The following is a 25860-nucleotide window of genomic DNA, read 5'->3' on the forward strand; positions in this document are numbered from 1 at the left end:
TGCAGGCGAGTGGGAGCAGAGTGCGGTCGGTGCTCACTCGCAGCACTCGCACTTCTCGTCCATACAGGGCACGCCCTCATCCACGGCGACGACCGATTCAAGCAGCTGCTGCATCCCCCGTGTCAGGTGCGGGTCGGCGATCTCATAGCGCGTGCGGCGCCCCTCAGGGGTGGCGACGATCAGCCCACACCCGCGAAGACACGTCAGGTGGTTGGACACGTTCGTCCGCGTCAGGTCGAGATCCTGCGCCAGCTCCGCGGGATAACTCGGACCGTCCAGCAACGTCAACAGGATCCGTGAGCGCGTGGGATCAGCCATCGCCCGACCGAGCCGGTTCATCACATCCAGACGCGAAGCAATAGTCAGCACACACTGACTATACAGCACTCACTGAACCGTCCTAGCGCTGGCCGTTCTCCGCCACTAGGGCCGATCCGAGCGCAGACGAACCGCAACCCACAGTCCGCATCGACGGCAGATGTACGCGCCGCCGCTGAGGGCGTGGACTCGATCTCGCGGAAGGACTCGCCCACAGCAAGTGCACGTGACTCGGTCCGTCGCACGTCGATCGATCAGCGCGTCGCGGATAGACGCCTGACTGGGTGCGCCGCTGGGCACACCCCCATCTGGGTAGATCCGACAGGCGAGGTCGTGGACGTCGGCATCGACGGGGAACAGATCCTGGTCATCGATGAGAATCGTCGGCGACCCCGGGAAGGGTCTGCTCGCAGCCTGCTCCACCGACTCAAGGAGTGTGAGCGCAATCGGCACGTCGGACCGGCCAAGATCGTCGAGCGCGCCTCGGAGTCGGTCCCGTGCGGGTTGCCAGGAGGGGCACGCGTCGGTGTAGAGAATCTCAGCTCGCATTTCCGCCTCCGTCCACCCGTCGCCGAAAACCCAGCCTCTCACTTCTCCTGCCTATCGCGGGCGCCAGGAGAACACAGACACGGCGATACAAGACGCAATGCACGTAGGCACTATTCAGTGGCGACCCTGAGAGCGTTGATTCCAAAGCGAGCGCGTGACAACCTCGTTACATGGCCCGCGGACGCCGCAACGCCAAACGAGAGGCCGCCCGAACCCGAGAGGCGGAAGCCGCCGAGGCAGCGGAGCGAGGTGAGATCGACGCTGCGCGCAAGGCGGCCGACGAGGCTCGAGCCGCCGTGCGACTGCACGCAGACCGGAGCGCGCTGGACCGCCTCAGCACACTCTCTCGTGAGCTCGATCGCCTCCACCGCGAGGAGACAAAGCTGCTGCGCGAACGCGATCTGCTCGTCGCACGACTTCGCGGCTCCGGTCACAGCTGGAATGCCCTGAGCTCGCGAACACGACTCAGCCGGCAAGCGCTTATGAAGCGATTGCCGTAGCTTGGGCCGATGAATTTCGACCAGGTAAGGGAGACGGTCGACGACGTGATCGCGGCCATGTTCGCGACTGATCCCGACGAGCGCCTGTTCATTCGTGAATGGTGGCCGGGCGCGTCCTGCGAGCATGTCGCTGTAGCGGTCGCAGCCGTCCTAGAAGATCGCGGTCTTGGAGTGTGGACGTTCATCGTCGCCGCCCGACCGGGAGAGCCGAACGGAGACGCTTGGCTGGAGTGGTACAACTCGGAACGCGCAGTGCAGTTCTCGATCGATCCAACCTTGCATCAGTTCACCGAGTGGGAAGAGCCCTTCGTGGGAGAAGGGAAACACCAGCTGCGAGTGTTTTCACCGAGCGTCGCTGGGAAGGGACTATCTGGGACTGGCCGCACCTCGGAACTGACCGACAGATCTTCCGCAAGCTGATCGCTGCCGTACGTTCACACCTCGCCCTAGCTTGACCGATCGGACCGAGCCCCGCGGCGTACCCGAAGTGCGAACTGCTTTGGAGGTCTCAGCTCACGCTGCGGAGCGGCATCTGGCTCCACACCATGCCATCGAGCTCGCGACCCCCCGCCTTGGGCGTCCGACCGCCCCACTGCTTGTGGAAGAACGGGACTCCCGCTGCACTGCACTTGTCGCGAATTTCCCGTACCCAGTCTGCGTCAAGTGGCCTCGCGCCGTGACCCGACTCGCCACCGGTGATGACCCAATCGATGCCGTCGAGGTCAAGAGTCGAGAGCGGTCCGAGGAGTGGTTCGCATGACAAGAATCGAACCGCTGCGGGCACGGACCTCAGGTCGTCGACGCGGTAGAGATGTTCTTCGTTTTCGACAGACACGCCCATCCATAGGTTCGCTGGCCAGTCGAGTTTGCCGGCGACCTTCGGCAGACGCGACGAGCGCTTTGTCAGCACCTGGTAGGTGTGTTGCGGCGTATCCGCTATCACGTCGAATACCCGCCTCACGAAGTCCAAAGGAACTCTCGCGTGGAAGAGATCACTCATCGAGTTCACGAAAACGACGCGTCGGCCAGTCCACCGGTACGGCTGCGCGAGCGCCGATTCGTGGAGCGTCAACCCGAAACCCGGGCCTGAGGTCGCCCGGTTACCGTCGTTCTGGTACTTCTCCGCACCCATCGCTTTGAGGCGCTTCGACAGCGTCAGCGCGTAGCAGTTGTCACAGCCTGGCGTGATTCGGTCGCACCCGGTCGTCGGATTCCAGGTGACCTCTGTCCATTCGATTCCGGAGCGCTGAGCCATCTCTACTCGTTTCTCATAACGCGATACGCATAACGTGATATGAATACTGTATGGCTAAGACTGATGTGAGTCGAGAGACACTCCGCGAGTTGTCTCGCCAGGTCTTCGGTCAATCGCATCGCCTCGAGCTGATGCTCGCAGTTGCCCGAAGCGAAGACGGGATCGTGTGCCTCACTGAGCTGGCCAGCTCGCTTGGCGTTAGCGTCAGCAGCTTGCAGAAGCCGTTCCAGGCACTCGTACACGCTCGACTGATCTCCCCCCTGCCTGACGCTGATTCGCGATACCGCTTCTATGCGAGGAACCCCAGCGCAGCATGGGAATGGGCCGAGGAGCTCGCCATCGCGACCTGACCCTGGCGCGTCAAACCCCTCGGTCCGCAGGCAGATGGAACTATGTGTCCAGACCTATGCACTGGGGGGACCGTGGCAACCACCGAGACCATCTGGCCGCTCGAGCCGCACACAGCAGCCAAGCATCAGTTGCTTGGTCAGTACCTAGACGCGTGGTATCCGATTCTTGGTTCCTTCAACAAGCGGGTGGTGTTTCTCGACGGTTTCGCCGGCCCGGGCATCTACGCAGGCGGAGAACCTGGGTCGCCCGAGATCGCGCTCTCGCGACTCCTCGACCACTCGGCGTTCCAGCGCATGCCCAACACGGAGTTTGTGTTCGTGTTCAACGAGCGTGACAAGGAGCGCTTCGACTCGCTTGAGAATCGAGTGGCGACCATTCGAGCGTCAAGACAGCCGTGGCCGTCGAACGTTCGCGTGCACACCAAGAACGAGAGCTTCGTCTCTCTCGGTGAGCAGATGCTCAGCGGCCTGAACGGAAAGAGCCTTGCGCCGACGTTCGCCTTCCTTGACCCTTTCGGATACAAGGATGTCCCGATCGAGCTCATTCAGCGCTTGGTGAAGTACCGACGGATCGAGCTCTTCATCTACTGGGACTACAACTCGATGAATCGGTTCTCCACGGCCGGAACAGCCGTCGACCCTCATCTTGAGGCATTGTTCGGCACTGACGAGTTCAAGAGCGCGCCTCCTGCGGGGGACCCCAAACGAAAGCAGTTCCTTCACGATCTCTACCAACAACAACTCCGAGACGTCTGTGGGTTCGACTACGTGCAGAGCTTCGAGATGGTGAACGCCGACAACCGGACGGGGTACTACCTGTTCTTCTGCACCCGCGACCTCACGGGATTCGACCGCATGAAGAGCGTCATGTGGAAAGTTGATCCGATCGGCGGACGCCGCTTCAGTGATGTGCTGGCAGGCAAGACAGTTCTCTTTCAGGAAGAAGTCGACACCGCTCCGCTGCGCGCCGAGCTGATGGAACACTTCGCCGGCCAGACCGTCAGCATCCAGGAGATCACCAACTTCGTCATCGGACACACGCCATACGTATCGACCCACGTCAAACGGAAGACCTTGGCACCGATGCAGAAGGACGAGGTCATTGCCTGCCCGGGCCAGAAGACTCGAGGGCAGTTTCCTGACGGCACGCTTGTGTCGTTCCCGGCGAGATAGGCTCTGCCCTCAGGAGAGCCATACACGACATCTCTGGCTTATCCGTGGCACAGTTAAGGCACATTTACCGAGATCAGTCCGCGTAATTACTTGCATGTTCAGGCAGGGGGATGCCGGAGTGCCACGAGAGCGGGTCGGCGAAAACCGCGGAATTACGCGGCAAAATCGGCCATTCTCACTCCAGAAAATGAGAGTTCGAATCCCCTATCCTCCGCAGACGAGAAACGGCGCCGCCCCGAAGGGGTGGTGCCGTTTCTCGTCTCTTGGGCAGAGCGATTCGAGGAGGAGGCCCGCCCTGGCGGGCCGACGGAGTCCCCTATCCTCCGCAGACGAGAAACGGCGCCGCCCCGAAGGGGTGGTGCCGTTTCTCGTCTGTTGGGCAGAGAGATCTCCTCTTCTCGCCGCCTCGCGGCGCCCCGCCCCGAGGACCCGCCAGCCCCGCACGGCTCGGTGACCCCGGGTATTCGTTCACCCACTGCACACACCGCGTTCATCGACCTTCCCGCGGTGACCCCGGAGCATTGTGGAACCGGTTCGACGACTCCGAGGAGCTGCCGTGGTTCGACCTGCTCGAGTGCTCTCGCTGTACGAGGGCTTCTTCGCCGGTGGCGCGCGCATCCTTCACACCGATGTGATGGCGGGGCTGCACCGCCACGGTCACCAGAGGCACAGCGTCCTGAGCCTGACGTCGCGCATGCAGCGTGAGTCGACAGTGCAGGAGATCGCGGACGATCCCCGGTACCAGCAGCTGGTGGCGGCGGGTGTGCAGGTGAGCTCGCTCGGACGGACCGGCCGGGGCGAGCCGGCCCCGGACGGATTCACCGACGCGGAGATCGGGATCGCAGCCCGCGCGGTGCAGGACGCAGACCTGATCCTGTCGCTCAAGGAGCAGCCGCTCGGCATCCTCCTCGCCCTGCAGGCTCGCGGGCTCATGCCCGACATCCCCGTCGCCGTGTGCCTGCACCGCTCCGATCCGATGCACTCGGGGCCGGCGCTGCGCCGGCTCGCGGACGCAGCGGCGGCCGGGCTGGTCAGCGCCACCATCTCGTGCGCACAGGCCACCGACGACGCGTACGGCCGCGCGGGAGTCTCGGCGGCGAAGCGATTCGTCATCGCGAACGGCATCGACATCGGCCGGTTCCGCCCCGCGACGAAGCCCGAGCGGCTCGCGACCCGGGAGTCTCTCGGCATCCCGCCCCGTGCTCCCGTCGTGGTGTTCGCCGCCAGGTTCGACGCAATGAAGAACCCCGGACTGTTCCTGCGGGCGGTCGCCCGTCATCGCGTGCAGCGCCCGGGCGCCCACTACGTCCTGTGCGGGGCGGGGATGACCTGGGACAATCCCGCATTCCGCGCCCTCGCGGCCGAGTCGGGGGTGCGGCCGGCACCCGAGGTCCACGCGCTCGGCATCCGGCGGGACATGCCGGCGATCTACCAGATCGCCGACATCGTCGCGCTCACCAGCGCCTTCGGCGAAGCGTCGCCGCTGTGCCTCATCGAGGGTGCCGCGTGCGGTGCCACCCCGACCACGACCGATGTCGGCGACGCCGCCGCGCAGATCGAGGGCTTCGGCGTCGTCACCGCGCCGGACGAGCACCTGATCGCCGCAGCCTGGACGGGGATCCTCGACCGTCGACGCTCACTTCGCCGCCGCGCCCTCGCCGCGCGACCACGGCTCGATCGGAGCCGGATGCTGGACGCTTACGACGCGGTCTCCGGCACCCTTCTTCGTCGCGAGGAAGCGGCTGCCTGAGTCAGCCGTCGAGCATCCCGACGAGCGCGGGCGTCACTAGCTTGCGCTCACGACCTTCTCGGTCGCGGTCGCGCTGCGGAAGGTGAACCACACCACCGCGAGCGCCAGCACACCGACGACGAGCTGAAGGAGTCCGACGACACCGGCGATCGCGCCCGGCGTGCCGTGGCCGACCGCGAACACCGAGAAGTCCCACACCCCGTGCAGCACCATGGCCCAGATGAGCGTCCCGGTGGTGCGTCGCAGGATGTAGAACACCGTGCCGATGAGGAAGGCGCTGCCGACCTGCTGGATCGTGGGCACGAGGTCCTGGCCGGTGAAGAAGTTCACGAAGTGCATGAGCCCGAACGCCGTGGAGGTGAGGAACCAGACCCAGACCTCGGAGAGCCGGCTGCGCAACGCGACCAGCATCAGACCCCGCGCGGTCATCTCCTCCGTGAAGCCGACGAGGAGCAGCACGACCGAGGCGGCGAAGAACGCCCCGTCGTAGGAGCCCCAGTCCGTGGCCGTGAGATTCAGGACGGCGAGCACCGCGAGGATGATCGGCACGAAGATCGGCCAGCGGTGACGGCTGGGAGCCGCGTCGAACAGCGCAGGCCGCCACCAGCCGAGGAGGGTCGTGGTGATGGCGAGCAGGATGGTCGCGACGATCAGCGAGATGCCGGCGCCGAAGAACAGGTTCTGACCGCTGTCACCCCACTCGTCGTACGGGATCCCGGTCGCCAGCTGCACCGCGAAGACGATGACGATGTAGGCCAGCCAGATCGCGAAGCCCATCCACACCCGGGGCCGCACGCGCAGTTCAGAGGTCACGAGGGAAGCATGCCAGATCGATTGGATGCCGCGCTTCAGCTCGTGATGAGCTCGGACAGGAGCTGCTCCACGCGGTCTCGGATGTCGTCGCGGACCCGTCGCACGCCGTCGAGGTCGAGATCGGCGGGATCGTCGAGCTGCCAGTCGAGGTACCGCTTGCCGGGATACAGCGGACAGGCGTCTCCGCACCCCATCGTGATCACGGCGTCTGCGGCTCGCACGACGTCGTCGGTCAGCGGCTTGGGGAACTCGTCCCCGATGTCGAGATCGAGTTCCGCGAGGACGAGCGCCACCTCAGGGAGAATCTCATCGCCCGGCCGGGAGCCGGCGGAGCGGACGTGGACGCGACCCTCCGAAAGGTGGCGCGTGAGCGCGGCGGCCATCTGCGAGCGACCGGAGTTCTGCACGCACACGTACAGCACCTCGGGAACGGGCTTCGCAATAAGCCCCTTCGATTGGGCGAGCGCCGTGAGCCGCTCGCGCGCGAACTTCTCGGCGAGGCTCGGCACGTGCGTCTTCACTGCCGCCGTGCGGGCGAGCGCGGCATAGGACTCGAACACCACCCGCTCGACGGTCTCCTCGTTCACCATGCCCGAAAAGCTCTGCGCGAGCCGTTCGGCCGCGCGATGAAGGACCGAGTCGGGCGACAGCAGCGCGCTCTGCCCTCGGGCGGTGCTCACGCGGCACCCCGCTGCGGCAGGATCTCGGACACCAGCGCCTCGATCCGGCGACGGATCTCGTCGCGGATGGGCCGCACGGATTCGATGCCCTGACCTGCCGGGTCGTCCAGCTCCCAGTCCTCGTAGCGCTTGCCGGGGAAGATCGGGCAGGCGTCGCCGCAGCCCATCGTGATGACGACATCCGATTCGCGCACGGCATCGACGGTGAGCACCTTCGGGGTGTTCCCGGCGATGTCGATGCCGACCTCGGCCATGGCCTGCACGGCGATCGGGTTGATCTCGTCCTTCGGAGCCGACCCCGCCGACAGCACCTCGACGTCGTCGCCGCCGAGCTCGCGCAGGAATCCGGCCGCCATCTGGGAACGGCCCGCGTTGTGGACGCAGACGAACAGGACGGTGGGCTTGTCGGTCATGAGGTCTCCTTCTCTCTACGAGAAGAATAGACCATCATCTATCTATTTCACGCAACCCCGGGTGAACGATCGATGAGCAGTTCGTCGAGCAGACCTCGCACGCGGACCTCGACGTCGTCCCGGATCGCGCGCACCTCGTCGACCGGCTTCCCCACCGGGTCCTCGAGCTCCCAGTCGAGGTAGCGCCGGCCGGGATACACCGGGCACGCATCGCCGCACCCCATCGTCACGACGACATCCGCGGCTCGCACGACCTCGTCGGTCAGAGGCTTCGGGAACTCGTCCCCGATCGCCACTCCGATCTCGTCGAGCACCCCGACCACCATGGGGCGGATGCCGGTGGCCGGCGCGGATCCGGCGGTCTGCACACGCACGGCATCGCCGGCGAGCTGGCGCAGGATGCCCGCCGCCAGCTGCGATCGGCCGGCGTTCTGCACGCACACGAACAGCACGGTCGGCGTTGCGGCGGGAGCGCCGGTCGATCGGCTCAGTGCCTCCAGCCGGGTCGCCGCGAACGTCGCGGTGCGGCTGCTCAGCAGCGGAGCGGCGCCGGTCTGCGAGAGCAGCTCGTGACTCTGCTCGACCGTGGCGCGCACGGTCTCCGGACTGAACACGCCGCGGAACCGAAGCGACAGGTCCGCTGCGATGCGGTCGAGGTCGGGCGCCGCATCAGGGCGCAGGCCGCCGCCCAGAAGCGCGTCGATCCGGTCGGCATGCACCGCAGCGATGGAGTACCACACGCGCCTGCCGTCGGGCTCTCGGACGACGAGGCCGTCGGCGTGCAGCGCCTTCATGTGGTGACTGACCGTCGGCTGGCGCAGCTCGAGCTCCGCGGCCAGGCGGCCTACCAGCATCCGGCCGTCATCCGAGTCCCGGATCAGGCGCAGGATGCGCGCGCGGGTCGGGTCGGCGAGGGTAGCCAGGTCCTCGGGCTCCGCACGACTCATAGACAGCAGTCTATCGAGACGCGCGCACGCTGGATCAGGCCGAGCCGTTGCGCGTGCTCCGGCGCTCGATCAGCACGGTGTCACGCCACTGGCCCGCGTGGGGCCCGGCACCGGCGCGGGCGATCCGCTCCCGGCGGCCGATCACGCGAAACCCGAGCCGCTCGTGCAGTCGCAGGCTCGCCGCGTTCTCGGGAAAGACGCTCGACTGGATCGTCCAGAAACCCGCCTGCTCGGCCGCCTCGACGAAGGCCTCGAGCAGGATGCGTCCCACCCCTGCGCCCCGCGCGTCGCGGTCGACGTAGACGGAGTGCTCGACGACGCCGGCGTACGCGGGTCGTGACGACACCGCCGATGCCGCCGCCCAGCCCACGATCGCGCCCTCGTCGTCGACGGCGACCAGTCGTGCCTGCGGAAGCCTGCCGGCATCGAACGCGTGCCACGTCGGTGTGGCGACCTCGAACGTCGCCTCGCCGTCGTCGATGCCCTGGGCGTAGATCCTCTCGACGTCGGGCCAGTCCTGCGGGGTCATCGGCCGGCACTGCGTCACGAGCAGCATCCTCCGCCTTCGGCGGCGAGATCGGTCGAGCACACCCCGGTCGCCGGCAGCACGAGCTCGACCTGCGACGCAGAGGCCACATCGCCGGCGAGCCAGGCCGAGACCGACCGCACCTGCTGGTACCCGGTCGCCAGGAGGAAGGTCGGAGCGCGTCCATACGACTTCATCCCCACGATGAAGAAGCCCTGCTCCGGATGCGTCAGCTCGCGGAATCCGTGGGGCTCGACGGTGCCGCACGAGTGCACGTTCGGGTCGATCAGCGGCGCGAGCCGCTTCGGCGCCTCGACGATGTCGTCCAGTTCCAGGCGGATCTCACGGAGGATGTCGAGGTTCGGCCGGAACCCCGTGGCGTTCACCACCACGTCGGAGGCGTGCTCGACGACCTCTCCGCGCCGGTGTCCGATGAGCTGCACGTCGCCCTCGGAGCGGCGGGCCCGAATGATCTCGAATCCATCGAGCACGTCGATCCGGCCCTCGGCGACCGCCCGGTCGACCCGGCTGCCGAGGCGTGCGCGATCGGCCAGCTCGTCGTCGGCCGACGAGGACACCCGGACCGCCTGGGCGTTGCGGATCAGCCAGGTCACCGACGTGCCGGGCTCCTCGCGGGCGAGCTCGGCGAGGCCAAGGAGGGTGTTCGCAGCGGAGTGACCGGCGCCGACGACCGTCGTGCGACGTCCGGCGAAGCGGGCCCGATCGCGGCCGAGCACGTCAGGGAGCGCCGGAGTGACGGCATCCGCGATCTCCTCCATGCCGAGCAGGTCCAGCCCGCACGACGACAGCGGATTCGGGGACAAGTAGGTGCCGGAGGCGTCGATGACCGCCCGCGCGGCGACGTCCTCGACGACGCCGTCGATGCCGCGGATCCGCACGGCGAACGGAGTGGCGGCGCGGGCACGGGTGCGCGTGCGATCCATCCCTTCGCGAGTGACGCCGATCACCTCGACGCCGAGGCGGACGCGCGCCGCGATCGCCGGCACCTCCGCGAGCGGTGCCACGTAGCGTTCCACCAGCTCGGTCCCAGTCGGTGCGCGGTCGGCGTCGGGGATCTCCCATCCGGATGCCTCGAGCAGGCGCCGGGATGCCGGGTCGACGAGGTGCTTCCACGGCGAGAACAGACGCGTGTGCCCCCACGACCGCACGCTCGCAGCGACCTCCGCTCCGGATTCGAAGAGGACGAAGTCGACGCTTCGCTCGTGGAGGTTCGCCGCGGCGGCGAGCCCGATCGGGCCGCCACCGATGATCACGACGGGAAGGGTCGACACGCGATCCGCGCTCGTGGTGCGGGGTGTCAGATCGAGCAGGGTCACAGCATCCTCCAGCGAACATCGATGAGCTTCGATACTCGAGTCTGCCCCGCTGTATCGATACCTGTCAATATCTACTACCATCGATATATGGCCACCACGCTCGACCTCACCGACCTCACCGACGTCTCCGCTGCGACATGCTGCGCTCCGCTCGTGCGCGAGCCGCTCACGGCCGCCGAGGCGGACCAGCTCGCCGCGACGATGAAGGCGCTGGCCGACCCGACGCGGCTCCGGCTACTGTCGATCGTGGCCGCATCCGAGGGGGCCGAGGCGTGCGTGTGCGACCTGATCGAGCCGGTCGGATTGAGTCAGCCCACCGTCTCGCATCACCTCAAGGTGCTCACCACGGCCGGGTTCCTCACGCGCAGCAAGCGCGGCACGTGGGCATACTTCCGACTGGTCCCCGGCGCGCTGGACCGCGTGTCGCAGCTCCTCGTCGCGTCGTGAAACTCTCGGTGCGCGCCGTCGCGGGAGAGTTCCTCGGCAGCGCAGGACTCGCCGCCGTCGTGATCGGCTCGGGCATCGCCGCACAGCGGCTCTCCCCCACCGATGTCGGCCTGCAGCTCTTCGAGAACGCGTTCGCCACCGCGCTCGGCCTCACGGTGCTGATCCTGGTCTTCGCGACGGTCTCGGGCGCGCACTTCAACCCCGTGGTGACGGTCGCCGACATCGTGCTGCATCGTCGCCGGTGGAGCACGGCGGCCGCGTACCTGCCCGCGCAGGTGATCGGATGCATCGCCGGCGCCGTGCTCGCGAACCTCATGTTCGCCGCCCCGGCCGTCGCCTGGAGCACGACCGATCGGTCGGGCTGGCCACTGCTCCTGTCCGAGGTCGTGGCGACTGCCGGTCTGATCCTCGTCATCTTCGCGCTGGTCCGCAGCGGTCGCTCCCATCTCGCGGCACCGGCCGTCGGCGCCTACATCGGTGCGGCCTACTTCTTCACCTCGTCGACGAGCTTCGCCAACCCGGCGATCACGATCGGACGCATGTTCACCGACACGTTCGCGGGAATCGCCCCCGCCTCGGTGCTGCCCTTCGTCGGCGCGCAGCTGGTCGGCGCAGCGCTCGGGCTCGCAGCGGTGCGCGTGCTGTTCCCGACGCCCACTCCCGCGCTCGCACACGCACCGGACTGAGGACCCACGGGACGTTCGGCCCACTTCCCGCGCGCGCGGCCGAGAAGACTCGGCCCCACGAGCCCTGGAAGGAGCCGCGCCATGAACGCACTCATCGTGTACGAATCCATGTTCGGCAACACCCGCAAGATCGTGGAGGCCATCGCCGATCGACTGAGGGCCGCCGATGTCGAGGTCACCGTGTCCCTCGCCTATGACGCGCCCGCGGACCTGAGCGACTACGAGCTGGTCATCGTGGGAGCCCCGACGCACGCGCATAGCCTCCCCCGCCCGAAGTCCCGCAGCGAGGCCGCCGTCTGGGCAGCGGATCCCACGAAGGAGCTGGTGCTCGAGCCGATGGCGCAGGCCAGCGGGGTCCGGGAGTGGCTGCAGCGCATCATGCTCGTCGGCGACCCCCGTTTCGCGGTGTTCTCGACGCGTGCCGACATCCCGTCCATCTTCTCGGGCGACGCCGGCAAGGCCATCTCGAAGGGGCTCCGACGGCGCCTCGCGCGGGTCGAGAGCCATGCCGACTTCCTCGTCGGCCTCGACAACCGGCTCCTCGAGGGCGAGGAGATGCGCGCCCGTGAGTGGGCGAGCGAGCTGGTCCCCCTCCCGATCGCGTAGTGGACAAGCCCGACATGATCGATGAGCCCTCGACCAGCACACGCATGGCGAGCCGCAATCGCATCCGAGCTCCGCGCGGCACCGGAGTCGGCCTTCTCGTGCTGCAGGCGGTCGTCGCCACGACCGCCCTCATGGGCGGCGCCGCCCTCGTGGTCGGTGCCGTCATTCCCGAGCTCGCCACCGTGCTGAGCCCGCCGACCGCGTACCTCGAGGGGAGCCCGTTCTCGAGCTATCTCGTCCCGGGGCTCGTCCTCGGACTCGTCGTGGGCGGCCTGCATGCCGTCGCTTTCGCCCTGGGCGTGAGGCGCAATGATCTCTCCCTGCTCGCAGCCGCGGTGGCGGCGATCGCCCTGTTGATCTGGGTGTTCGTCCAGATGGCGTTCATCCCATTCAGCTTCCTCCAGGCGATCTACTTCGCCATCGCCGTGGCGGAGACGATCCTGATCCTCCTGGCACTCGGCATCCTCCAATCGATCACCTCCCCACCCGATCGCGCCGCGCCGCGGTGACAGCCCCCCGATGAGCACGTCCGGTCTCGCCCCGCGGCCGACTCTGGAGGTCCTGCGGTTCACGACCGTCGCGTTCGTGATCTCGTGGACACTCTGGTTCCTCCATCCGGCGTTCACCGCCGACCCGAGCGTCGCGTTGACACTCGACCAGCTCGCGACGTTCGGTCCGGCCGCCGCGGCGCTCGTCGTTGCTTCAGACAGCACTCCCCTGACCGATCGCCCGCTGCGGCTCCGCGCGGCCGTCGCGAGCATCGCCGCTCTCGCGGTGACGGTCCTCCTCCTCGCTCCGCGCTGGGCGGATGCCTCGTCACCGGCCTCATACGGGCTGCTCTTCGTGCTCACCGCCCTGCCCGCGGCACTCGTCTGGGCAGCAGGAAGCCGTGTTCCCCGCATCGCCCACCTCCTGTCGAGCATCGTCTCGCCGCGATCGCCGTGGTGGACATACCTGGTGGCACTGCTCCTGCCGCCCGCAGCGGGCGTGCTGGGCGGAGGCCTGGTGGTGCTGCTCGGGGGCGACCTCGGGCCGTTCGCTTCTCCGTTGGCCGATTCGTCGTGGAGCGGCGTCCTGGCCGTCTTCGGTCTCACACTCCTGTTCGGGGGCCCTCTGGGCGAGGAGATCGGGTGGCGTGGCTGGCTGCTGCCGAGGCTGCAGCTGCGCCTGAGCCCGCTGCTGGCGAGTCTGATCGTCGGGCTGGTCTGGGGACTGTGGCACCTCCCGCTCCACCTCCGCGGGTACTACGACACCGACATGGGGGCAGGGTGGACCGGGTTCGGCCTCCGCATCGCCAGCAGCTGCCTGCTCGCCGTGCTCTTCACCTGGATGTACAACCGGTCGCGGGGCGGGCTGCTCGTGGTGATCCTGCTGCACACGTCGGTGAACAACACCTCCGGCTACTGGATGCCCGTCACCGCCGGGATGACCGCCGTGCTGCTGGTCGTCGCCGCCGCCGTCGTCGTCCGCGAACGGATGTACGTGCGACCGCCCGACGTCTCGCATCGTCGGAGCACCTGGCTGCAGGAATCATGAAAGCGTCGCTCCGGCCTGGGAGACCGCAGGACCGAATCAGTCGTCGGGCTCGTCGTGCTCGTCCTCGAGCAGCATGCCGACCGAGGTGGCGCACGCGTCGCCGCGCCACGCCTCCCATCCCTCCCGCACGGCGAAGCCTGCGATCACGAGGCCGGCGACGGCATCCGCCCACCACCAGCCGAGCAGGCTGTTGAGGAGCAGCCCGAGGAGCACGGCCGCCGAGAGATAGGCGCAGATCAGCGTCTGCTTCGAGTCGGCGACGGCCGTGGCGGAGCCGAGTTCGCGCCCCGCGCGTCGTTCGGCCAGCGACAGGAAAGGCATGATCACAAGGCTCAGCGCGGTGAGGACGATGCCCGCAGGGCTGTGGCCGGCTTCCTCCCGGGAGAGCAGGGTCAGCAGCGACGACGCCGTCACATAGGCGGCGAGCGCGAAGAACGCGATCGCGATCACCCGCAGCGTCGGACGCTCCCACCGCTCGGGGTCCCGCCGGGTGAACTGCCACGCGACCGCTGCCGCCGAGAGCACCTCGATCGCCGAATCGAGCCCGAACGCGATCAGAGCGCCGGAGGACGCCGCGGTTCCCGCGGTGATCGCGACGACCGCCTCGACCAGGTTGTAGGCGATGGTCGCGGCCACGATCCAGCGGATGCGTCGCCGCAGCGTGTCGTGACGCTCCGCGGTCGCGGCGGATCCGGTGCCGGTCACGAGCAGGTGCACCCGTCGCCCGTGCAGCACTCCGGATCGACCGTCAGCACCACCTGGAGCAGCTCGTCGAGGGCCGGGGCGAGATGCGGGTCGGCCAGCCGATACGACGAGCGCCGGCCGTCGGGCACGGCCTGGACGAGCCCGCAGCCTCGCAGGCAGGCGAGCTGGTTCGACATCACCTGCCGGGACACCCCGAGGGCATCGGCGAGGTCTGAAGGGTAGGCAGGCCCGCTGCGCAGCGCGAGCAGCACTCCCGTGCGGGTGGCGTCCGACAGCGCGTATCCGAGGCGCGACAGCGCTGCGGTGTGCGAGAGCGTCGCGGTGAGGGTCGTCACGGCCCCGACGGTACACTGATGCCTGAATACACGCAATCCTGAATCATCCAGCTGATTGGATGGAGCGGTCAGCGCCCGACGGGAGGAGGCCCGCATGCCCGAATGGGCGATCGTCCTTCTCAGCGTCGCGGGCGGACTCATCCTGCTGTGGATCGCGCTCCTCGCCGTGCTGTGGGTGCAGCAGCGCCGGGCTGGGAACGCCGTCGACTGGCGCGAGATCGCCCGGCTCGTGCCCGACGTCGTGCGGCTCATCCGGCGGTTGGCCGCCGACCCGGAGGTTCCCCGCGGGACGCGCTGGTGGCTGGTGGGCCTCCTCGGGTACCTTCTGCTCCCGATCGATCTCGTGCCCGACTTCCTGCCGGTCATCGGCTTCGCGGATGACGCGATCGTGGTCGCGATCGTCCTGCGCTTCGCGATCCGCCATGCGGGAATGGCTGCCGTCGAGCGCCACTGGCCCGGCACTCCCGCCGGGCTGCGCACGGTGCTCGCCCTCACCCGCGCGAGCTGAGCACCGCGGGAGCCGGGGCGATCCCGGGCCGTTTGTCTTTCGTGAGGATCGGCGGTCGGCAGCGGCCGCAGATGCTTGGATGGAGCGTGGCGCGCTCAGGGTCGAACGGCTCGATCCGGGACGGATCGCCGCGAGGCGCGCGCGCCGGCGTCCTCGCCCGACGAGGTCGGATGCGGCTGCACCCGGCGCGGGCGGTCGCGACCGGCTTCGGCCTGGCCGTGGCGGCGGGCACGATCCTGCTGCTCCTCCCGATCGCGAAGGTCGGGCCGGGCGGAGCCACCTTCGTGCAGGCCCTCTTCACCTCCACGAGCGCCGTGTGCGTGACCGGACTCACGGTCGTCGACACGGCCACCTTCTGGACGCCGTTCGGGCAGGTCGTGATCCTGGCGCTGATCCAGCTCGGCGGTCTCGGGATCATGATCTTCGCGTCGCTGATCGGCCTGATCCTTGCTCGCAAGCTGTCGGTTCGGGCGCGGCTGAACACCGCTGCCGAGGCCAAGAGCATCGGCTTCGACGACGTGCGGGGTCTCGTCCGCGGCATCGTGCTCATCTCGCTCGTCATCGAGGCGGCCACGTTCGCGGCGCTCTTCGTGAGATTCCTGACCGGCTACGGCTACAGCGTCGGGGAGGCCGCGTGGTACGGGCTGTTCCACGCCGTCTCGTCGTTCAACAACGCGGGATTCGCGCTCTACACCGACAATCTGATCGGATTCGCCCAGGACCCCTTCATCTGCCTGCCCCTGTGCGCTGCGATCATCCTCGGCGGCCTCGGCTTCCCCGTGATCATGCAGCTGCGAAAGGAGTTCCGCCGACCGCTGCACTGGTCGATGAACACCAAGCTGGTGCTCTGGGGCACGGTCGTGCTGCTGATCGGCGGCACCGTCTACATCACCGCGATCGAGTGGAACAATCCCGACACCATCGGCGGAATGGACCCGTGGGGTCGCATCCTGACCGGGTTCTTCCAGTCGGTGCAGACCCGCACCGCCGGCTTCAACTCCGTCGACATCGGCGCGATGCGCGACGAGACCTGGCTGGGGATGGACGTGCTGATGTTCATCGGCGGCGGCCCGGCCGGAACGGCGGGCGGAATCAAAGTCACCACCTTCGCCGTCCTGTTCTTCATCATGATGACCGAGCTGCGCGGCGAAGGCGCCGTCAACATCTTCGGCAAGCGCCTCTCGCGGGCTGTGCACCGCCAGGCCATCACCGTCGTGCTCGTCGCCGTCGCGGCCGTGGTGGTGGGCGCCCTGCTCCTCATGCTCCTCACCGGCGAGAACCTGGACCGGGCGATGTTCGAGACGATCTCGGCGTTCGCGACCGTCGGCCTCTCGACGGGCATCACGGCCGACCTGCCCGAAACGGCGCAGCTCGTGCTGGTCGTGCTGATGTTCCTCGGGCGACTCGGTCCGCTGACCCTCGGCTCGGCGATCGCGCTGCGCGACCGACGCATCCTCTACGAACTTCCGAAGGAGAGGCCCGCCATTGGCTAGATTCCCATTCCTCAGCGGGGATACGTCCCGCCGCATCGCCGAGGCCGACTCGGTCGCCGTGATCGGGCTCGGCCGCTTCGGCCGGGCGCTCGCCCTCGAACTCGTCAGCAGCGGCACCGAGGTGCTCGGCATCGACCTCGACGAAGAGCTGGTCCAGTCGCTGAATGGCGAACTCACCCAGGTGGTCCGCGCCGACTCGACACGAGAAGAAGTGCTCCGCCAGCTGGCCATCGACGAGTTCGACCGCGTCGTCGTCGCGATCGGCGGCGACATCTCGGCATCCATCCTCACCTGCTCGGTGCTCCTCGCGATGGAGCTCCCCGTCATCTGGGCCAAGGCCGTGGACGATCGGCACGGGCTCATCCTCGAGCAGCTCGGCGTCCACCACGTCATCTACCCCGAGAAGGACATGGGCCGTCGCGTCGCTCACCTCGTACGCGGTGCGGCGCTGGACTTCATCGAGGTCGCGCCCGGCTACGCGCTCGTCAAGGCTCCGGTGCCCTCCGCCATCCAGGGGATCGCGCTGGGAGAGACGGGGCTGCGCAAGAAGTACGGCGTGACGATCGCGGCCTTCCATCACGAGGGCGGCTCGTGGACGAATGCCGACAACGCCACCGTGCTCGAGGCAGGCGACACCATCCTGGTCGTCGGGCCGACGAAGGACGCGGAGGGGTTCGCGCAGCTGCGCTGACGCCGGTCGTCACCGGGGCGGCGCCGGCACCTCGGCTGCGGCATCCCGCCCCGCAGCGAGCGCGAGCCGGTCGGCGTGCATCGGCGCGATCACCTGCACCCCGATCGGCACGCCTCCACCGTCGACACCCCCCGGCACTGCGACGGCCGGGAGCCCGAGGAAGTTCACCGTCACGGTCAGCGCGAGCGCACGCCAGGCGGCGGTCGCGGCATCCGGGCCTCCCAGATCGAAATCCACGGGCGGCGTGCCGGTCGACTGCACCGGGCCGAGCACGATCGGGTACTCCCGCTGGAATCGACGCCACTCGGCGGCGATCGGCGCGCGCCGCGCCCAGGCCGACGCGTACTCGGCCGCCGTCTCATAGGGGCGCGCGGCGGCGGTGCTGTCGCGCAGGAATCTCGTCGCCGAGGCGCCCAGGGGCTCGGGCAGCACGGCGGGATCGAGCGTGAGCAGCATGTCGGTGCACGCGAGCCGCCGCCACAGCACGGCCGCCTCCTCGAGCATCGGCGGCTCGACGTGCTCGACGGTCCACCCGGCGGCTGCGAGGCGCGCGGCCGCGGCGTCGACGGATGCCGCGACCCGGGCGTCGACGCCCCACCCGAGCGGATCCCGCACGACCGCGACCCGGCGCGGCGCCGACTCGCGCGGCTCGGTGGGCAGGTCGAGCGACATGGGGTCGTCGGCGTCGGGTCCCGCCAGGACGTCGAGGGCGAGTTCGAGGTCGCCGATCGACCGGGCGAGCGGCCCGTTGACCGAGAACTGCTGCAGGGTCATCGCCACCGGAACCCCGCGGACCGCCGCGCGTGGGACGCGTCCGAGCGAGGGGCGCAGGCCGAAGACGCCGGTGGCGGCGGCCGGGATGCGCACCGATCCGCCGAAGTCGTTGCCGAGGCCGATCGCGGCCATGCCGGTCGCGACCGCGACCGCGTCGCCACCGCTGGAGCCGCCTGCCGAGCGGTCCGGGGCGAAGGGATTGCGCGTCCGCCCGAACAGTTCGTTGTCGGTGTCCCAGCGCATGCCGAAGTCGGGCATGTTGCCGCGGCCGATCGGGACGCCGCCGGCCGCGCGCATCCGGCGGACGATCGCGGCGTCGCGTTCGGGCGCGGCGCCGGCGAGTCCTCGCCAGCCGTGCGTCGTGGCCGACCACGTGAGGTCGATGTTCTCCTTCACCGAGAACGGGACGCCGGCGAGCGCTCCGGGGTCCTCTCCCCGGGCCACGACGGCGTCGACGCGGTGCGCCTCCGCCCGGGCCCGCTCGGCGAAGACGACCGTGAGGGCGAGGAGGCGGGGGTTCTCGTCGGCGATCCGGGCCAGGTGCTGCTCGAGGACCGCGACGGCACTGGTCCGGCCGGCGCGCACCGCGGCAGCGATCGACGCGGCCGAGGTCACCCTTCGAAGTCCTCGGGCTCGACGTCGTCGAGGAACCTCTTGAACTCGTCCAGTCGCTCCGACGCGTCGGTCTCGGTGAGGACGTCCGGAACGCCCGCCTCGTCCATGACGGCCTCGGCCACCCAGATCCCGGTGCCGGTGCGGCAGGCGAGGGCGACCGCATCCGACGGGCGCGCATCGACGATGACGGTGCGCTCCCCCACGGTGAGCGTGATCTCGGCGTAGAAGGTGCCGTCGTCGATCCGCGTGACCTCGACCCTCGCGAGTTCGGCGCCGAGCGTCTCGATCATCGAGCGCATGAGGTCGTGCGCGAGCGGCCGGGGCACGGCGGCCTGCTCGACGGCGACCAGGATCGACGTCGCCTCGAGCTGCCCGACCCAGATCGGCAGCACCATGCCATCTCCCGGGAGCTGGTCGATCGGCTTGAGCAGCAGCACATGCTGCCCGGAGGCGTCCAGCGCGACTCCCGCGACTCGCACCTGCATCGCACACCCTCCTTCATCGACTCCTGCCATCGTAGGCACGCGCGCACGGACGCCGGCGGGCTTTCGCGGCATGCATTCACCGGAATGGATGCCGCGGGCGTACCGTTGCAGTCGTCATGCAGCGCTTCGGAACCCTCTCGTTCGGACACTACGGCCCCCTGGGCGGAGGCCGGCAGCTCTCGGCCGGCGACTCGATGCTGCAGGCCATCGACCTCGCCCAGGGCATGGACGATCTCGGCGTGGACGGCGCCTACTTCCGGGTTCACCACTTCGCCCGCCAGCAGTCCTCGCCGATGCCGCTGCTCGCCGCGATCGCTGCCAGGACCGAGCGCATCGAGGTCGGGACCGGCGTCATCGACATGCGCTACGAGAACCCCCTCTACCTCGCGGAGGAAGCGGCATCCGTCGATCTCATCTCGGGCGGCCGGCTCGCGCTCGGCGTCAGCCGCGGCTCACCCGAGACGGTGGTGCGCGGCTACGAGGCATTCGGTTACACCGGTTCGGACGATCCGCGCGGCGCCGACATCGCCCGCGAGCACTTCGAGCTGTTCCTGCGGGCGATCGACGGCGAAGGGCTGGCGGAGCGGGATGCCTCGTCCCCGTTCGGCACCGGGGCGACCGGCCTGCAGCGGATCGAGCCGCACTCTCCCGGGCTGCGCTCGCGCGTGTGGTGGGGCGCCGGCAACAGCGACTCGGCCGAGTGGGCGGGACGGATCGGCGTGAACCTCATGTCATCGACGCTGCTCACCTCTGCCGACGGCCGGCCGTTCGATCTCCTCCAGGCCGAGCAGATCGACGTGTTCCGGGCGGCGTGGCGCGACGCCGGGCATCCGGGCGAGCCCCGCGTCTCGGTGAGCCGCTCGATCTTCCCGCTCATGACCGCCGAGGACCACCTCTACTTCGGCGGGCGCCAGGACGGCGACCAGATCGGGGTCATCGACGGCATGCGCTCCACGTTCGGCAAGACGTATGCGGCCGAGCCCGACGTCCTCGTCGAGCAGCTGAAGGCGGATGCCGCGATCGCCGCCGCCGACACGCTCATGCTCACCATCCCGAGCCAGCTGGGCGTCGAGTTCAACCTGCGCGTCGTGGAGGCGTTCGCCACCCACGTCGCGCCGGCGCTCGGCTGGGCCGGCACGCGGGGCTGAGTGCGCGTGGCCTGAGGACGGGCCTCAGGCGCCGTCCTCGATGAGGTGCAGCTGCGTGCCGTCGGGGTCGATGAGGAATCCCGCGCGATGACCCCACTCCTGCAGCGCGACCGGCACGAGCCGCGGGATGCCGATCGTCTGCTCCGGCACGCCGCTGTCGCGCACCTGCGCGTAGAGGGCATCGAGGTCGGCGACACGGATGCTGGCCATGAACCAGCTCGCATACGGGTCGTGCTCGGGCGCCAGGAAGAACTCGAGCACGAGCGTGCCGCGCGACAGGATCAGCCAGCCGCCGTCGCGGTACGCCTCGTCGAACCCGAAGCCGCCGTAGAAGTCGATCGTCGCGTCGAAGTCGCGCGACGGGAGGTTCGGCACCGAACGGTCCATGACCAGAATCTACGGCAGTCCGGACACCGGGAGGCCGAGCCAGTCGCCGAGTTCGCCGATCTCCGCACGCACCATGTCGTGCTCCTCCGCCTCGAACGGCAGGAACTCGTGCAGGGCGTTCACGCGCAGCGCCTGCCGTTCCTTGTCGACTTCGGCGTCGAGCATCCCGACGAACCTGTCCCCCAGAAGGATCGGATGCGCGAAGTAACCGTAGACCCGCTGAGCCTGGGGCTTGAACTGCTCGAGGACGTACTCGAACTCGAAGATCTCGGCCAGCCGGGGGCGATCGAAGAGCATCGGGTCGTACGGGTTGAGGAGGGCCACCCGTCCGGCGTCGTCGTCGAGCGCGGCGAGCGCCTCGGGGTCGACGCGGAACTTCCAGCTGCTCCCTTCGACCAGAGCGGGCTCCCCCGCGTCGGCGACCTGCGACCACGGCGACTTCAGCTTCGCGATGCCGACGGCCTGGAGCCGGCGCTCCGCGAGCGCCTGGGCCGCCTCGACCGGGTCGAGTTCGGGCAGGTCGGGCGGGAACACGCGCTCGGCGAGGTCCCACCGGCGGTGCCGTCCCTCCCGGCCGACGATGGCGACCCGCCCCTGCCGGCTGAGGAAGTCGAGCATGTGCGGCACCTGGTTTCTGCCCGACCATCCATCGGGGGCCCGGTCGACCTGGGCGGTGTCGGGGATCTCGCTCGCCAGGAGCGGACCCTCGCTCCTCAGCCTCGCGAGCACGTCGGCCTGGAACCGCGCGTTGGCCTCGAGCCACTGCCTGCTGCTCTCGCGCCGGGGCCACTGCCGCATCGCCGGAAGCATCAGCGGCAGCAGGCTGACGGGCCGGAAAGCGCCGTCGAACTCGAAGAGCAGGCGATCGATCTCGACGTCCTTCTGCAGCTGACCCGCCTCGTACGACCAGCCGATGCGCGACCACAGGATCGTCTGCTCGGCCGGCGCGATCGTCGCGGTCGGGTCGATCTTGACGTAGCCGAGCTGCTCTGCGACCTCGACCACGTCGCCCGGCCTGTCGGCGTCGAGAAGCTGCGCCCGCACCGAGATGCGGCGCGCCTCGTCGCGCGTCAGCCGGTGCGTCACGCGGTCGAGGCTAGTCGAGCCCGTCGACGGCGCGCGACCCTCGCCCCGCACCCTCGACCAGCATCGCCGCGAAGGGCGGGGCGAGAGCGTCGGCGAGAGCGGCGTCATGGCGCCGCACCTCCGCCTGGAACAGCGCGAGGAGCGCATGGCGGGATCGATCGAGCTCGTCGAGGCGGACCGAAGCGGCCCTCGCGTCTTCGAGACGGCGCAGGGACGCGGCATCCAGCCGGTCGACGTCTCGACCGTGCCAGGGGTCGAGGCCCGCACGCACGCACTGGAGCGCGATGAGCTCTTCGCGAAGGTGGTCGAGCATGCCCACCGCCTGCCATACCTTCCCCCGGGCGAGCGCGGAGCGCGCGTGCAGCGCGAAGAGCCAGCCCATGCCGACCATCCGCCGCACATCGGGCGCCCCCGGTCGTGTCGGCTCGGCGGGCGTGCCGAACTGCAGCGCGAATCCGGGCTCGGTCTCGCGGAACAGATCGTGCGGCCAGAACGAGACGTCGACCTGCAGCGAGGTCGGGAGCAGGCACACGCGGTAGCGCACGCCTTGGGCCGCGAAGATGTCGAGGGTGTCGGCCACGCCGTACCGGTCGCGCATCATGCGGGTCCAGCGCTCCACGAGGCGCGGCTCGTCGGCGTCACGGGCCAGCTGCAGCGCCAGGTCGACGTCGGACCAGCGGTCCTCCGTGCCGCGCGCGGCCGATCCCACAAGCGCCGCGCCGACGATGCCGGGGTCGTCGGCGGCCGCCGCGAGCAGCTCGCCGCGGATCCGCTCGCGGTCGGTCGGCTCGAACAGCGACGGATCGCTCACGTCGCCGCCCGGCCGGAGCTCGCCTCCGAGGCGTCGAAGCCGGCGCGCTCGAGCGGGAGTTCGCGGGCGGCATCCCAGGGTTCGGCCCACCCGAGGCGATCGAAGAGCCCGTCGAGCACCATGCCCGTGAATCCCCACACGAGGTGGTCGCCGTCGGGAGAGGGGACGAGGAACCCCGGTCCGCGCCATTCCTGCCCGCCGCGCCGGATGACCGTCGAGCCCCGGTTCGCCGGATCGAGCAGGTCGGCCACGGGCGCGCGGAAGACGTCGGCCGACTCCGCCTCGTCGACCACGCGGACGGGGGACGGATGCCGCCACCACGCCAGCACCGGCGTGACGACGTGCTGCGAGTAGACCAGCGGAATGTCTTCGAGCGTGCCGAGCACCTCGACGCCCGCAGGGTCGAGGTCGGTCTCCTCGCGGGCCTCGCGGAGCGCGGCACCGACCGGTCCGTCGTCATCGGGGTCGACGCGACCGCCCGGGAAGGCGACCTGACCGGCATGGGAGCGCAGGGTCGACGCTCGCGAGAGGAGGAGCACGTCGAGGTCGCGGGAGACCGCGCGCGCCTGCGCGTGGTGGTCGCTGGGCAGCGCGTCGAGCACGCCGAAGAGCATGAGCACCGCGGCCGGCCGCGCATCGGGCGGCATCTGCAGTCCGGCGAACCCGGGGAGGGGCTGCGGGTTGCGGGACGCGGCATCCGCCACCGCCGCGAGCTGCGCGCGCGCTGACGGCGAGGCGTTGTCGGCGAGCATTCGTTCAGGCTACGCCGGATCGCCGACGCGGGGCCCGTGCGGGCGGGGATGGCGCGAACTACGCTCGACGCATGGGCACGCAGGCAGCCGCGGGCTGGTACGACGACGGGACCGGCCGGCAGCGCTGGTGGGACGGCGCGCGATGGACGGAGGAGTTCATCGACCTGCGGGAGTCCCGCATCGAGCTGCACACCGGAGCTCCCCCGGTCGGGACCGGCGCCGGACCGGCGGGCTGGTACGACGATCAGCGGGGCCGGCAGCGCTGGTGGGACGGCGCCCGGTGGACGAGCGCGGTGCGCTACAGCGGGCAGGAGCGGGAGTTCGCCGGGATCGTCGTGGACGGCCGGTGGGTGCATTTCGGAGAGCTGAGCCAGCCGGTCGGCGGGGTTGAGGCATCCGTCGATTCCGGCGACAGACTGCTGCGCACGCCGGCGTTCACGAAGACGGCGGTCGAGCGACGGCTCTTCGGCGCCGGCGGTGGGATCACGCCCCGGACGCTGAATCGCGCGATCGACCGGGCGCGTCAGCACCTCGTCGTGGCGGGACCCTCGCAGGTGTGGATCACGCCGGTTCCGGCTGGTGGGGATGCCGAGGCGCGGGCGTTCGCCGGATGGGTTCAGGCCAGCTCTTCGCACTACCGGTACGGCTGACGCTCCCCGTTTCACCCCGTTCCGCGGCCCCTTGATCAGGACTTTTCGTCTTCGCCGCTCACATATAACGCTCAGGTAACGCACCGGAACCGTCCAGAAGAGGTCGGCAGACTCGGGGGCTTGTGCCCGCCGTGCGGGCGCCCGGCGCCACCCGATCGGCGCTTTTCACGATACGGAACTCGGTTTACTTCATGCGCTCCAGCTCACTTCCCGCCCAGCTTCGCCATGCCCGCAGCGCCCGTCGGCGCAGCCAGCGCCGCAACATGATCCTCACCACCGGCCTCGCCGTGGGACTCATCGCGACGGTCGCGGCCAGCACCGTTCCGCCGATCTCGGCGGCCGAGGCCTCGGGCCCCGCCGGCGGCTTCGCGCTCGCTTCGTTCACGATGCCCGCCGAGCCGACGGCCATCGTGACGACCGGAGGCACGGACGAGGTCTCGACCCAGGCGACCGCTGCCCTGGACGCTGCGGACGCCGCCATCGACGCCGCCGCGCAGGTCACCGCCGACGTCAAGGACTCGGGTCTGGATCTCGGCGACGTCGAGACCACCATCGACACGTCGGAGCTCGGCGCGGCGGTGGAGCGCCTTTCGGGCGGACTCGATCTGCCCGCTCCCCTGGTTCCCGACCTCGCCGACGACGTGACCGCGCTGGTGAAGACGGTGAAGGCGGATGTCGCCGACCTGCGCGGCAGCCTCGACAAGGCCGCGAAGCTCAAGGCGAAGCAGGAGGCGGAGGCACGCGCGAAGGCCCAGGCCGAGCGCGAGGCCGCTGCGGCTGCTGCGGCCGCCGAGGCGGCTGCCGCCGCTGCCGCCCAGCCCTCCACCGGCGGGACTGCGCCCGCGCCGGTCGCCGTCGGCGGCGGTGCGAGCCCGGCTGAGGCGCAGGCGATCGCCTCCGGGATGCTGGCAGGCTACGGCTGGGGCGGGGACCAGTTCTCGTGCCTCGTCTCGCTCTGGAACAAGGAGTCGGGCTGGAACTACCGCGCTTACAACGCCTCGAGCGGGGCCTATGGCATCCCGCAGGCTCTCCCCGGCAGCAAGATGGGCAGCGCCGGCGCCGACTGGCAGACCAACGCCGCGACCCAGATCAGCTGGGGTCTCGGCTACATCGCCGGCCGCTACGGCTCGCCGTGCGGCGCGTGGTCGCACTCGGAGTCGGTCGGCTGGTACTGATCCGGCGATAGTCCGGAAACAGCAGGATCTCGCAGAGCGGGTGGGCGTCACGTCCACCCGCTCTGCGTTTGCGCGCGTCCGTTGAAGGGCGCGTCCGATTGCCCGCCTCAGATGGTCGCGGCGGACGTCTCCGAGCGGGTCCGAAGGGCGCGGTGGATGTTGGCCGGTCAGAGGGGCGCGCGGGATCCCGCAGTGGGCTAGAAGGGTGCGTCGGACACCGCGGCGTCGGATGGTTGGAAGTGGGGGGTGGGTCGTTCGGAGTTGACGCGGTAGCGGCGTCCGGCCGGTGAGGTCCACAGGAGGGCGCCGCCGGTGTGGGGGATGTGGTGGACGGTCCAGCCGCCGTGGTGTTTGACGGT

Annotated in this window: 30 protein-coding genes; 14 read left to right on the forward strand and 16 right to left on the reverse strand. The window is 69.4% G+C overall.

Annotated elements, in window-relative coordinates; all coding sequences use genetic code 11:
• Positions 1–33 precede the first annotated feature (33 nt).
• Complete coding sequence (locus ACE3O1_RS06830; RefSeq protein WP_374313770.1) at positions 34–369, reverse strand: ArsR/SmtB family transcription factor; 336 nt, start codon at positions 367–369, stop codon at positions 34–36.
• Positions 370–1376: 1007 nt separating this feature from the next.
• Between ACE3O1_RS06830 and ACE3O1_RS06835 the strand changes: the two genes are divergently transcribed.
• Complete coding sequence (locus ACE3O1_RS06835; protein ID WP_374313773.1) at positions 1377–1787, forward strand: hypothetical protein; 411 nt, start codon at positions 1377–1379, stop codon at positions 1785–1787.
• An 88-nt stretch (positions 1788–1875) separates the two neighbouring features.
• Here the strand turns inward: ACE3O1_RS06835 and ACE3O1_RS06840 are convergent, their stop codons facing one another.
• Entirely contained in the window at positions 1876–2622 is a 747-nt protein-coding gene (locus ACE3O1_RS06840) for a DUF5131 family protein (protein WP_374313775.1), read from the reverse strand.
• Positions 2623–3044: 422 nt separating this feature from the next.
• Between ACE3O1_RS06840 and ACE3O1_RS06845 the strand changes: the two genes are divergently transcribed.
• Both ACE3O1_RS06845 and ACE3O1_RS06850 read left to right on the forward strand, forming a co-directional pair.
• On the forward strand, positions 3045–4145 hold the full coding sequence (locus ACE3O1_RS06845) for a three-Cys-motif partner protein TcmP (RefSeq protein ID WP_374313777.1): 1101 nt from the start codon (positions 3045–3047) through the stop codon (positions 4143–4145).
• A gap of 556 nt (positions 4146–4701) precedes the next feature.
• Complete coding sequence (locus tag ACE3O1_RS06850; RefSeq protein ID WP_374313779.1) at positions 4702–5895, forward strand: glycosyltransferase; 1194 nt, start codon at positions 4702–4704, stop codon at positions 5893–5895.
• A gap of 36 nt (positions 5896–5931) precedes the next feature.
• On the opposite strand, the gene ACE3O1_RS06855 is transcribed toward ACE3O1_RS06850, so the two are convergent.
• Genes ACE3O1_RS06855 through ACE3O1_RS06880 form a run of 6 tightly spaced genes read right to left on the reverse strand, consistent with a single transcriptional unit; the run spans position 5932 to position 10611 of the window.
• A complete protein-coding gene (locus ACE3O1_RS06855) occupies positions 5932–6708 on the reverse strand; it encodes a lysostaphin resistance A-like protein (RefSeq protein WP_374313782.1) in 777 nt (258 codons plus the stop codon).
• A gap of 35 nt (positions 6709–6743) precedes the next feature.
• Complete coding sequence (locus ACE3O1_RS06860; protein WP_374313784.1) at positions 6744–7388, reverse strand: three-helix bundle dimerization domain-containing protein; 645 nt, start codon at positions 7386–7388, stop codon at positions 6744–6746.
• Positions 7385–7801 (reverse strand): arsenate reductase ArsC, encoded by a 417-nt coding sequence (locus ACE3O1_RS06865; protein WP_374313786.1) that lies wholly within the window; start codon positions 7799–7801, stop codon positions 7385–7387. The genes ACE3O1_RS06860 and ACE3O1_RS06865 overlap by 4 nt, the downstream gene beginning before the upstream one ends.
• 47 nt (positions 7802–7848) lie before the next feature.
• The gene (locus ACE3O1_RS06870; protein ID WP_374313788.1) at positions 7849–8748 is read right to left on the reverse strand and encodes a metalloregulator ArsR/SmtB family transcription factor; all 900 of its coding nucleotides are present in this window, start codon (positions 8746–8748) and stop codon (positions 7849–7851) included.
• A 34-nt stretch (positions 8749–8782) separates the two neighbouring features.
• Positions 8783–9277: an N-acetyltransferase family protein gene (locus tag ACE3O1_RS06875; protein WP_374313830.1), complete on the reverse strand. Its 495-nt coding sequence runs from the start codon at positions 9275–9277 to the stop codon at positions 8783–8785.
• A 14-nt stretch (positions 9278–9291) separates the two neighbouring features.
• Positions 9292–10611: an NAD(P)-binding domain-containing protein gene (locus ACE3O1_RS06880; RefSeq protein ID WP_374313790.1), complete on the reverse strand. Its 1320-nt coding sequence runs from the start codon at positions 10609–10611 to the stop codon at positions 9292–9294.
• A gap of 87 nt (positions 10612–10698) precedes the next feature.
• Between ACE3O1_RS06880 and ACE3O1_RS06885 the strand changes: the two genes are divergently transcribed.
• The 5 genes from ACE3O1_RS06885 to ACE3O1_RS06905 all read left to right on the forward strand — a co-directional run bounded on the left by ACE3O1_RS06885 (position 10699) and on the right by ACE3O1_RS06905 (position 13886).
• A complete protein-coding gene (locus tag ACE3O1_RS06885) occupies positions 10699–11058 on the forward strand; it encodes a metalloregulator ArsR/SmtB family transcription factor (RefSeq protein WP_374313793.1) in 360 nt (119 codons plus the stop codon).
• Positions 11055–11744 carry an aquaporin gene (locus tag ACE3O1_RS06890; protein ID WP_374313795.1) on the forward strand — a complete coding sequence of 230 codons (690 nt, stop codon included), beginning with the start codon at positions 11055–11057 and terminating at the stop codon, positions 11742–11744. The genes ACE3O1_RS06885 and ACE3O1_RS06890 overlap by 4 nt, the downstream gene beginning before the upstream one ends.
• Before the next feature lie 81 nt (positions 11745–11825).
• Positions 11826–12350: a flavodoxin family protein gene (locus ACE3O1_RS06895; protein ID WP_374313797.1), complete on the forward strand. Its 525-nt coding sequence runs from the start codon at positions 11826–11828 to the stop codon at positions 12348–12350.
• Between the two features lie 14 nt (positions 12351–12364).
• Complete coding sequence (locus tag ACE3O1_RS06900) at positions 12365–12859, forward strand: hypothetical protein (protein ID WP_374313799.1); 495 nt, start codon at positions 12365–12367, stop codon at positions 12857–12859.
• A 10-nt stretch (positions 12860–12869) separates the two neighbouring features.
• Positions 12870–13886, forward strand: coding sequence for a CPBP family intramembrane glutamic endopeptidase (locus tag ACE3O1_RS06905; RefSeq protein WP_374313801.1), 1017 nt, complete (start codon positions 12870–12872; stop codon positions 13884–13886).
• 36 nt (positions 13887–13922) lie between these two features.
• Here the strand turns inward: ACE3O1_RS06905 and ACE3O1_RS06910 are convergent, their stop codons facing one another.
• Both ACE3O1_RS06910 and ACE3O1_RS06915 read right to left on the reverse strand, forming a co-directional pair.
• Positions 13923–14603, reverse strand: a complete 681-nt coding sequence (locus tag ACE3O1_RS06910; protein WP_374313803.1) for a cation transporter — start codon at positions 14601–14603, stop codon at positions 13923–13925.
• Positions 14588–14926 (reverse strand): ArsR/SmtB family transcription factor, encoded by a 339-nt coding sequence (locus ACE3O1_RS06915; RefSeq protein ID WP_374313805.1) that lies wholly within the window; start codon positions 14924–14926, stop codon positions 14588–14590. The genes ACE3O1_RS06910 and ACE3O1_RS06915 overlap by 16 nt, the downstream gene beginning before the upstream one ends.
• Before the next feature lie 94 nt (positions 14927–15020).
• Here ACE3O1_RS06915 and ACE3O1_RS06920 point away from each other — a divergent pair, with 94 nt between their 5' ends.
• From ACE3O1_RS06920 to ACE3O1_RS06930, 3 genes are all read left to right on the forward strand, one after another.
• Complete coding sequence (locus ACE3O1_RS06920) at positions 15021–15434, forward strand: YkvA family protein (protein WP_374313807.1); 414 nt, start codon at positions 15021–15023, stop codon at positions 15432–15434.
• Between the two features lie 170 nt (positions 15435–15604).
• Positions 15605–16927 carry a TrkH family potassium uptake protein gene (locus tag ACE3O1_RS06925; RefSeq protein ID WP_374313810.1) on the forward strand — a complete coding sequence of 441 codons (1323 nt, stop codon included), beginning with the start codon at positions 15605–15607 and terminating at the stop codon, positions 16925–16927.
• The gene (locus ACE3O1_RS06930) at positions 16920–17618 is read left to right on the forward strand and encodes a TrkA family potassium uptake protein (RefSeq protein ID WP_374313812.1); all 699 of its coding nucleotides are present in this window, start codon (positions 16920–16922) and stop codon (positions 17616–17618) included. Before ACE3O1_RS06925 ends, ACE3O1_RS06930 begins: the two co-directional genes overlap by 8 nt.
• 9 nt (positions 17619–17627) lie before the next feature.
• Here the strand turns inward: ACE3O1_RS06930 and ACE3O1_RS06935 are convergent, their stop codons facing one another.
• Complete coding sequence (locus ACE3O1_RS06935) at positions 17628–19007, reverse strand: amidase (RefSeq protein WP_374313814.1); 1380 nt, start codon at positions 19005–19007, stop codon at positions 17628–17630.
• Positions 19004–19492 carry a bifunctional nuclease family protein gene (locus ACE3O1_RS06940; RefSeq protein WP_374313816.1) on the reverse strand — a complete coding sequence of 163 codons (489 nt, stop codon included), beginning with the start codon at positions 19490–19492 and terminating at the stop codon, positions 19004–19006. The genes ACE3O1_RS06935 and ACE3O1_RS06940 overlap by 4 nt, the downstream gene beginning before the upstream one ends.
• A 116-nt stretch (positions 19493–19608) precedes the next feature.
• On the opposite strand from ACE3O1_RS06940, the gene ACE3O1_RS06945 reads away from it, so the two are divergent.
• Complete coding sequence (locus ACE3O1_RS06945; RefSeq protein WP_374313818.1) at positions 19609–20640, forward strand: LLM class flavin-dependent oxidoreductase; 1032 nt, start codon at positions 19609–19611, stop codon at positions 20638–20640.
• Positions 20641–20664: 24 nt separating this feature from the next.
• On the opposite strand, the gene ACE3O1_RS06950 is transcribed toward ACE3O1_RS06945, so the two are convergent.
• From ACE3O1_RS06950 to ACE3O1_RS06965, 4 genes are read right to left on the reverse strand one after another with little or no spacing between them, the layout of a single operon-like run.
• The gene (locus ACE3O1_RS06950; protein WP_374313820.1) at positions 20665–21027 is read right to left on the reverse strand and encodes a bleomycin resistance protein; all 363 of its coding nucleotides are present in this window, start codon (positions 21025–21027) and stop codon (positions 20665–20667) included.
• Positions 21028–21036: 9 nt separating this feature from the next.
• The gene (locus ACE3O1_RS06955) at positions 21037–22113 is read right to left on the reverse strand and encodes a DNA glycosylase AlkZ-like family protein (RefSeq protein ID WP_374313822.1); all 1077 of its coding nucleotides are present in this window, start codon (positions 22111–22113) and stop codon (positions 21037–21039) included.
• 10 nt (positions 22114–22123) lie between these two features.
• Positions 22124–22924 carry a nucleotidyltransferase domain-containing protein gene (locus ACE3O1_RS06960; protein ID WP_374313823.1) on the reverse strand — a complete coding sequence of 267 codons (801 nt, stop codon included), beginning with the start codon at positions 22922–22924 and terminating at the stop codon, positions 22124–22126.
• Complete coding sequence (locus tag ACE3O1_RS06965; RefSeq protein WP_374313824.1) at positions 22921–23676, reverse strand: CoA pyrophosphatase; 756 nt, start codon at positions 23674–23676, stop codon at positions 22921–22923. The genes ACE3O1_RS06960 and ACE3O1_RS06965 overlap by 4 nt, the downstream gene beginning before the upstream one ends.
• 71 nt (positions 23677–23747) lie before the next feature.
• Here ACE3O1_RS06965 and ACE3O1_RS06970 point away from each other — a divergent pair, with 71 nt between their 5' ends.
• Together ACE3O1_RS06970 and ACE3O1_RS06975 are read left to right on the forward strand one after the other, a co-directional pair.
• Positions 23748–24326: a DUF2510 domain-containing protein gene (locus ACE3O1_RS06970; protein ID WP_374313826.1), complete on the forward strand. Its 579-nt coding sequence runs from the start codon at positions 23748–23750 to the stop codon at positions 24324–24326.
• A gap of 191 nt (positions 24327–24517) precedes the next feature.
• Complete coding sequence (locus ACE3O1_RS06975) at positions 24518–25501, forward strand: lytic transglycosylase domain-containing protein (protein WP_374313828.1); 984 nt, start codon at positions 24518–24520, stop codon at positions 25499–25501.
• Positions 25502–25860: the final 359 nt, after the last annotated feature.

This window comes from Microbacterium sp. (assembly GCF_041909575.1).
In the GTDB taxonomy this organism is placed as follows: domain Bacteria; phylum Actinomycetota; class Actinomycetes; order Actinomycetales; family Microbacteriaceae; genus Microbacterium.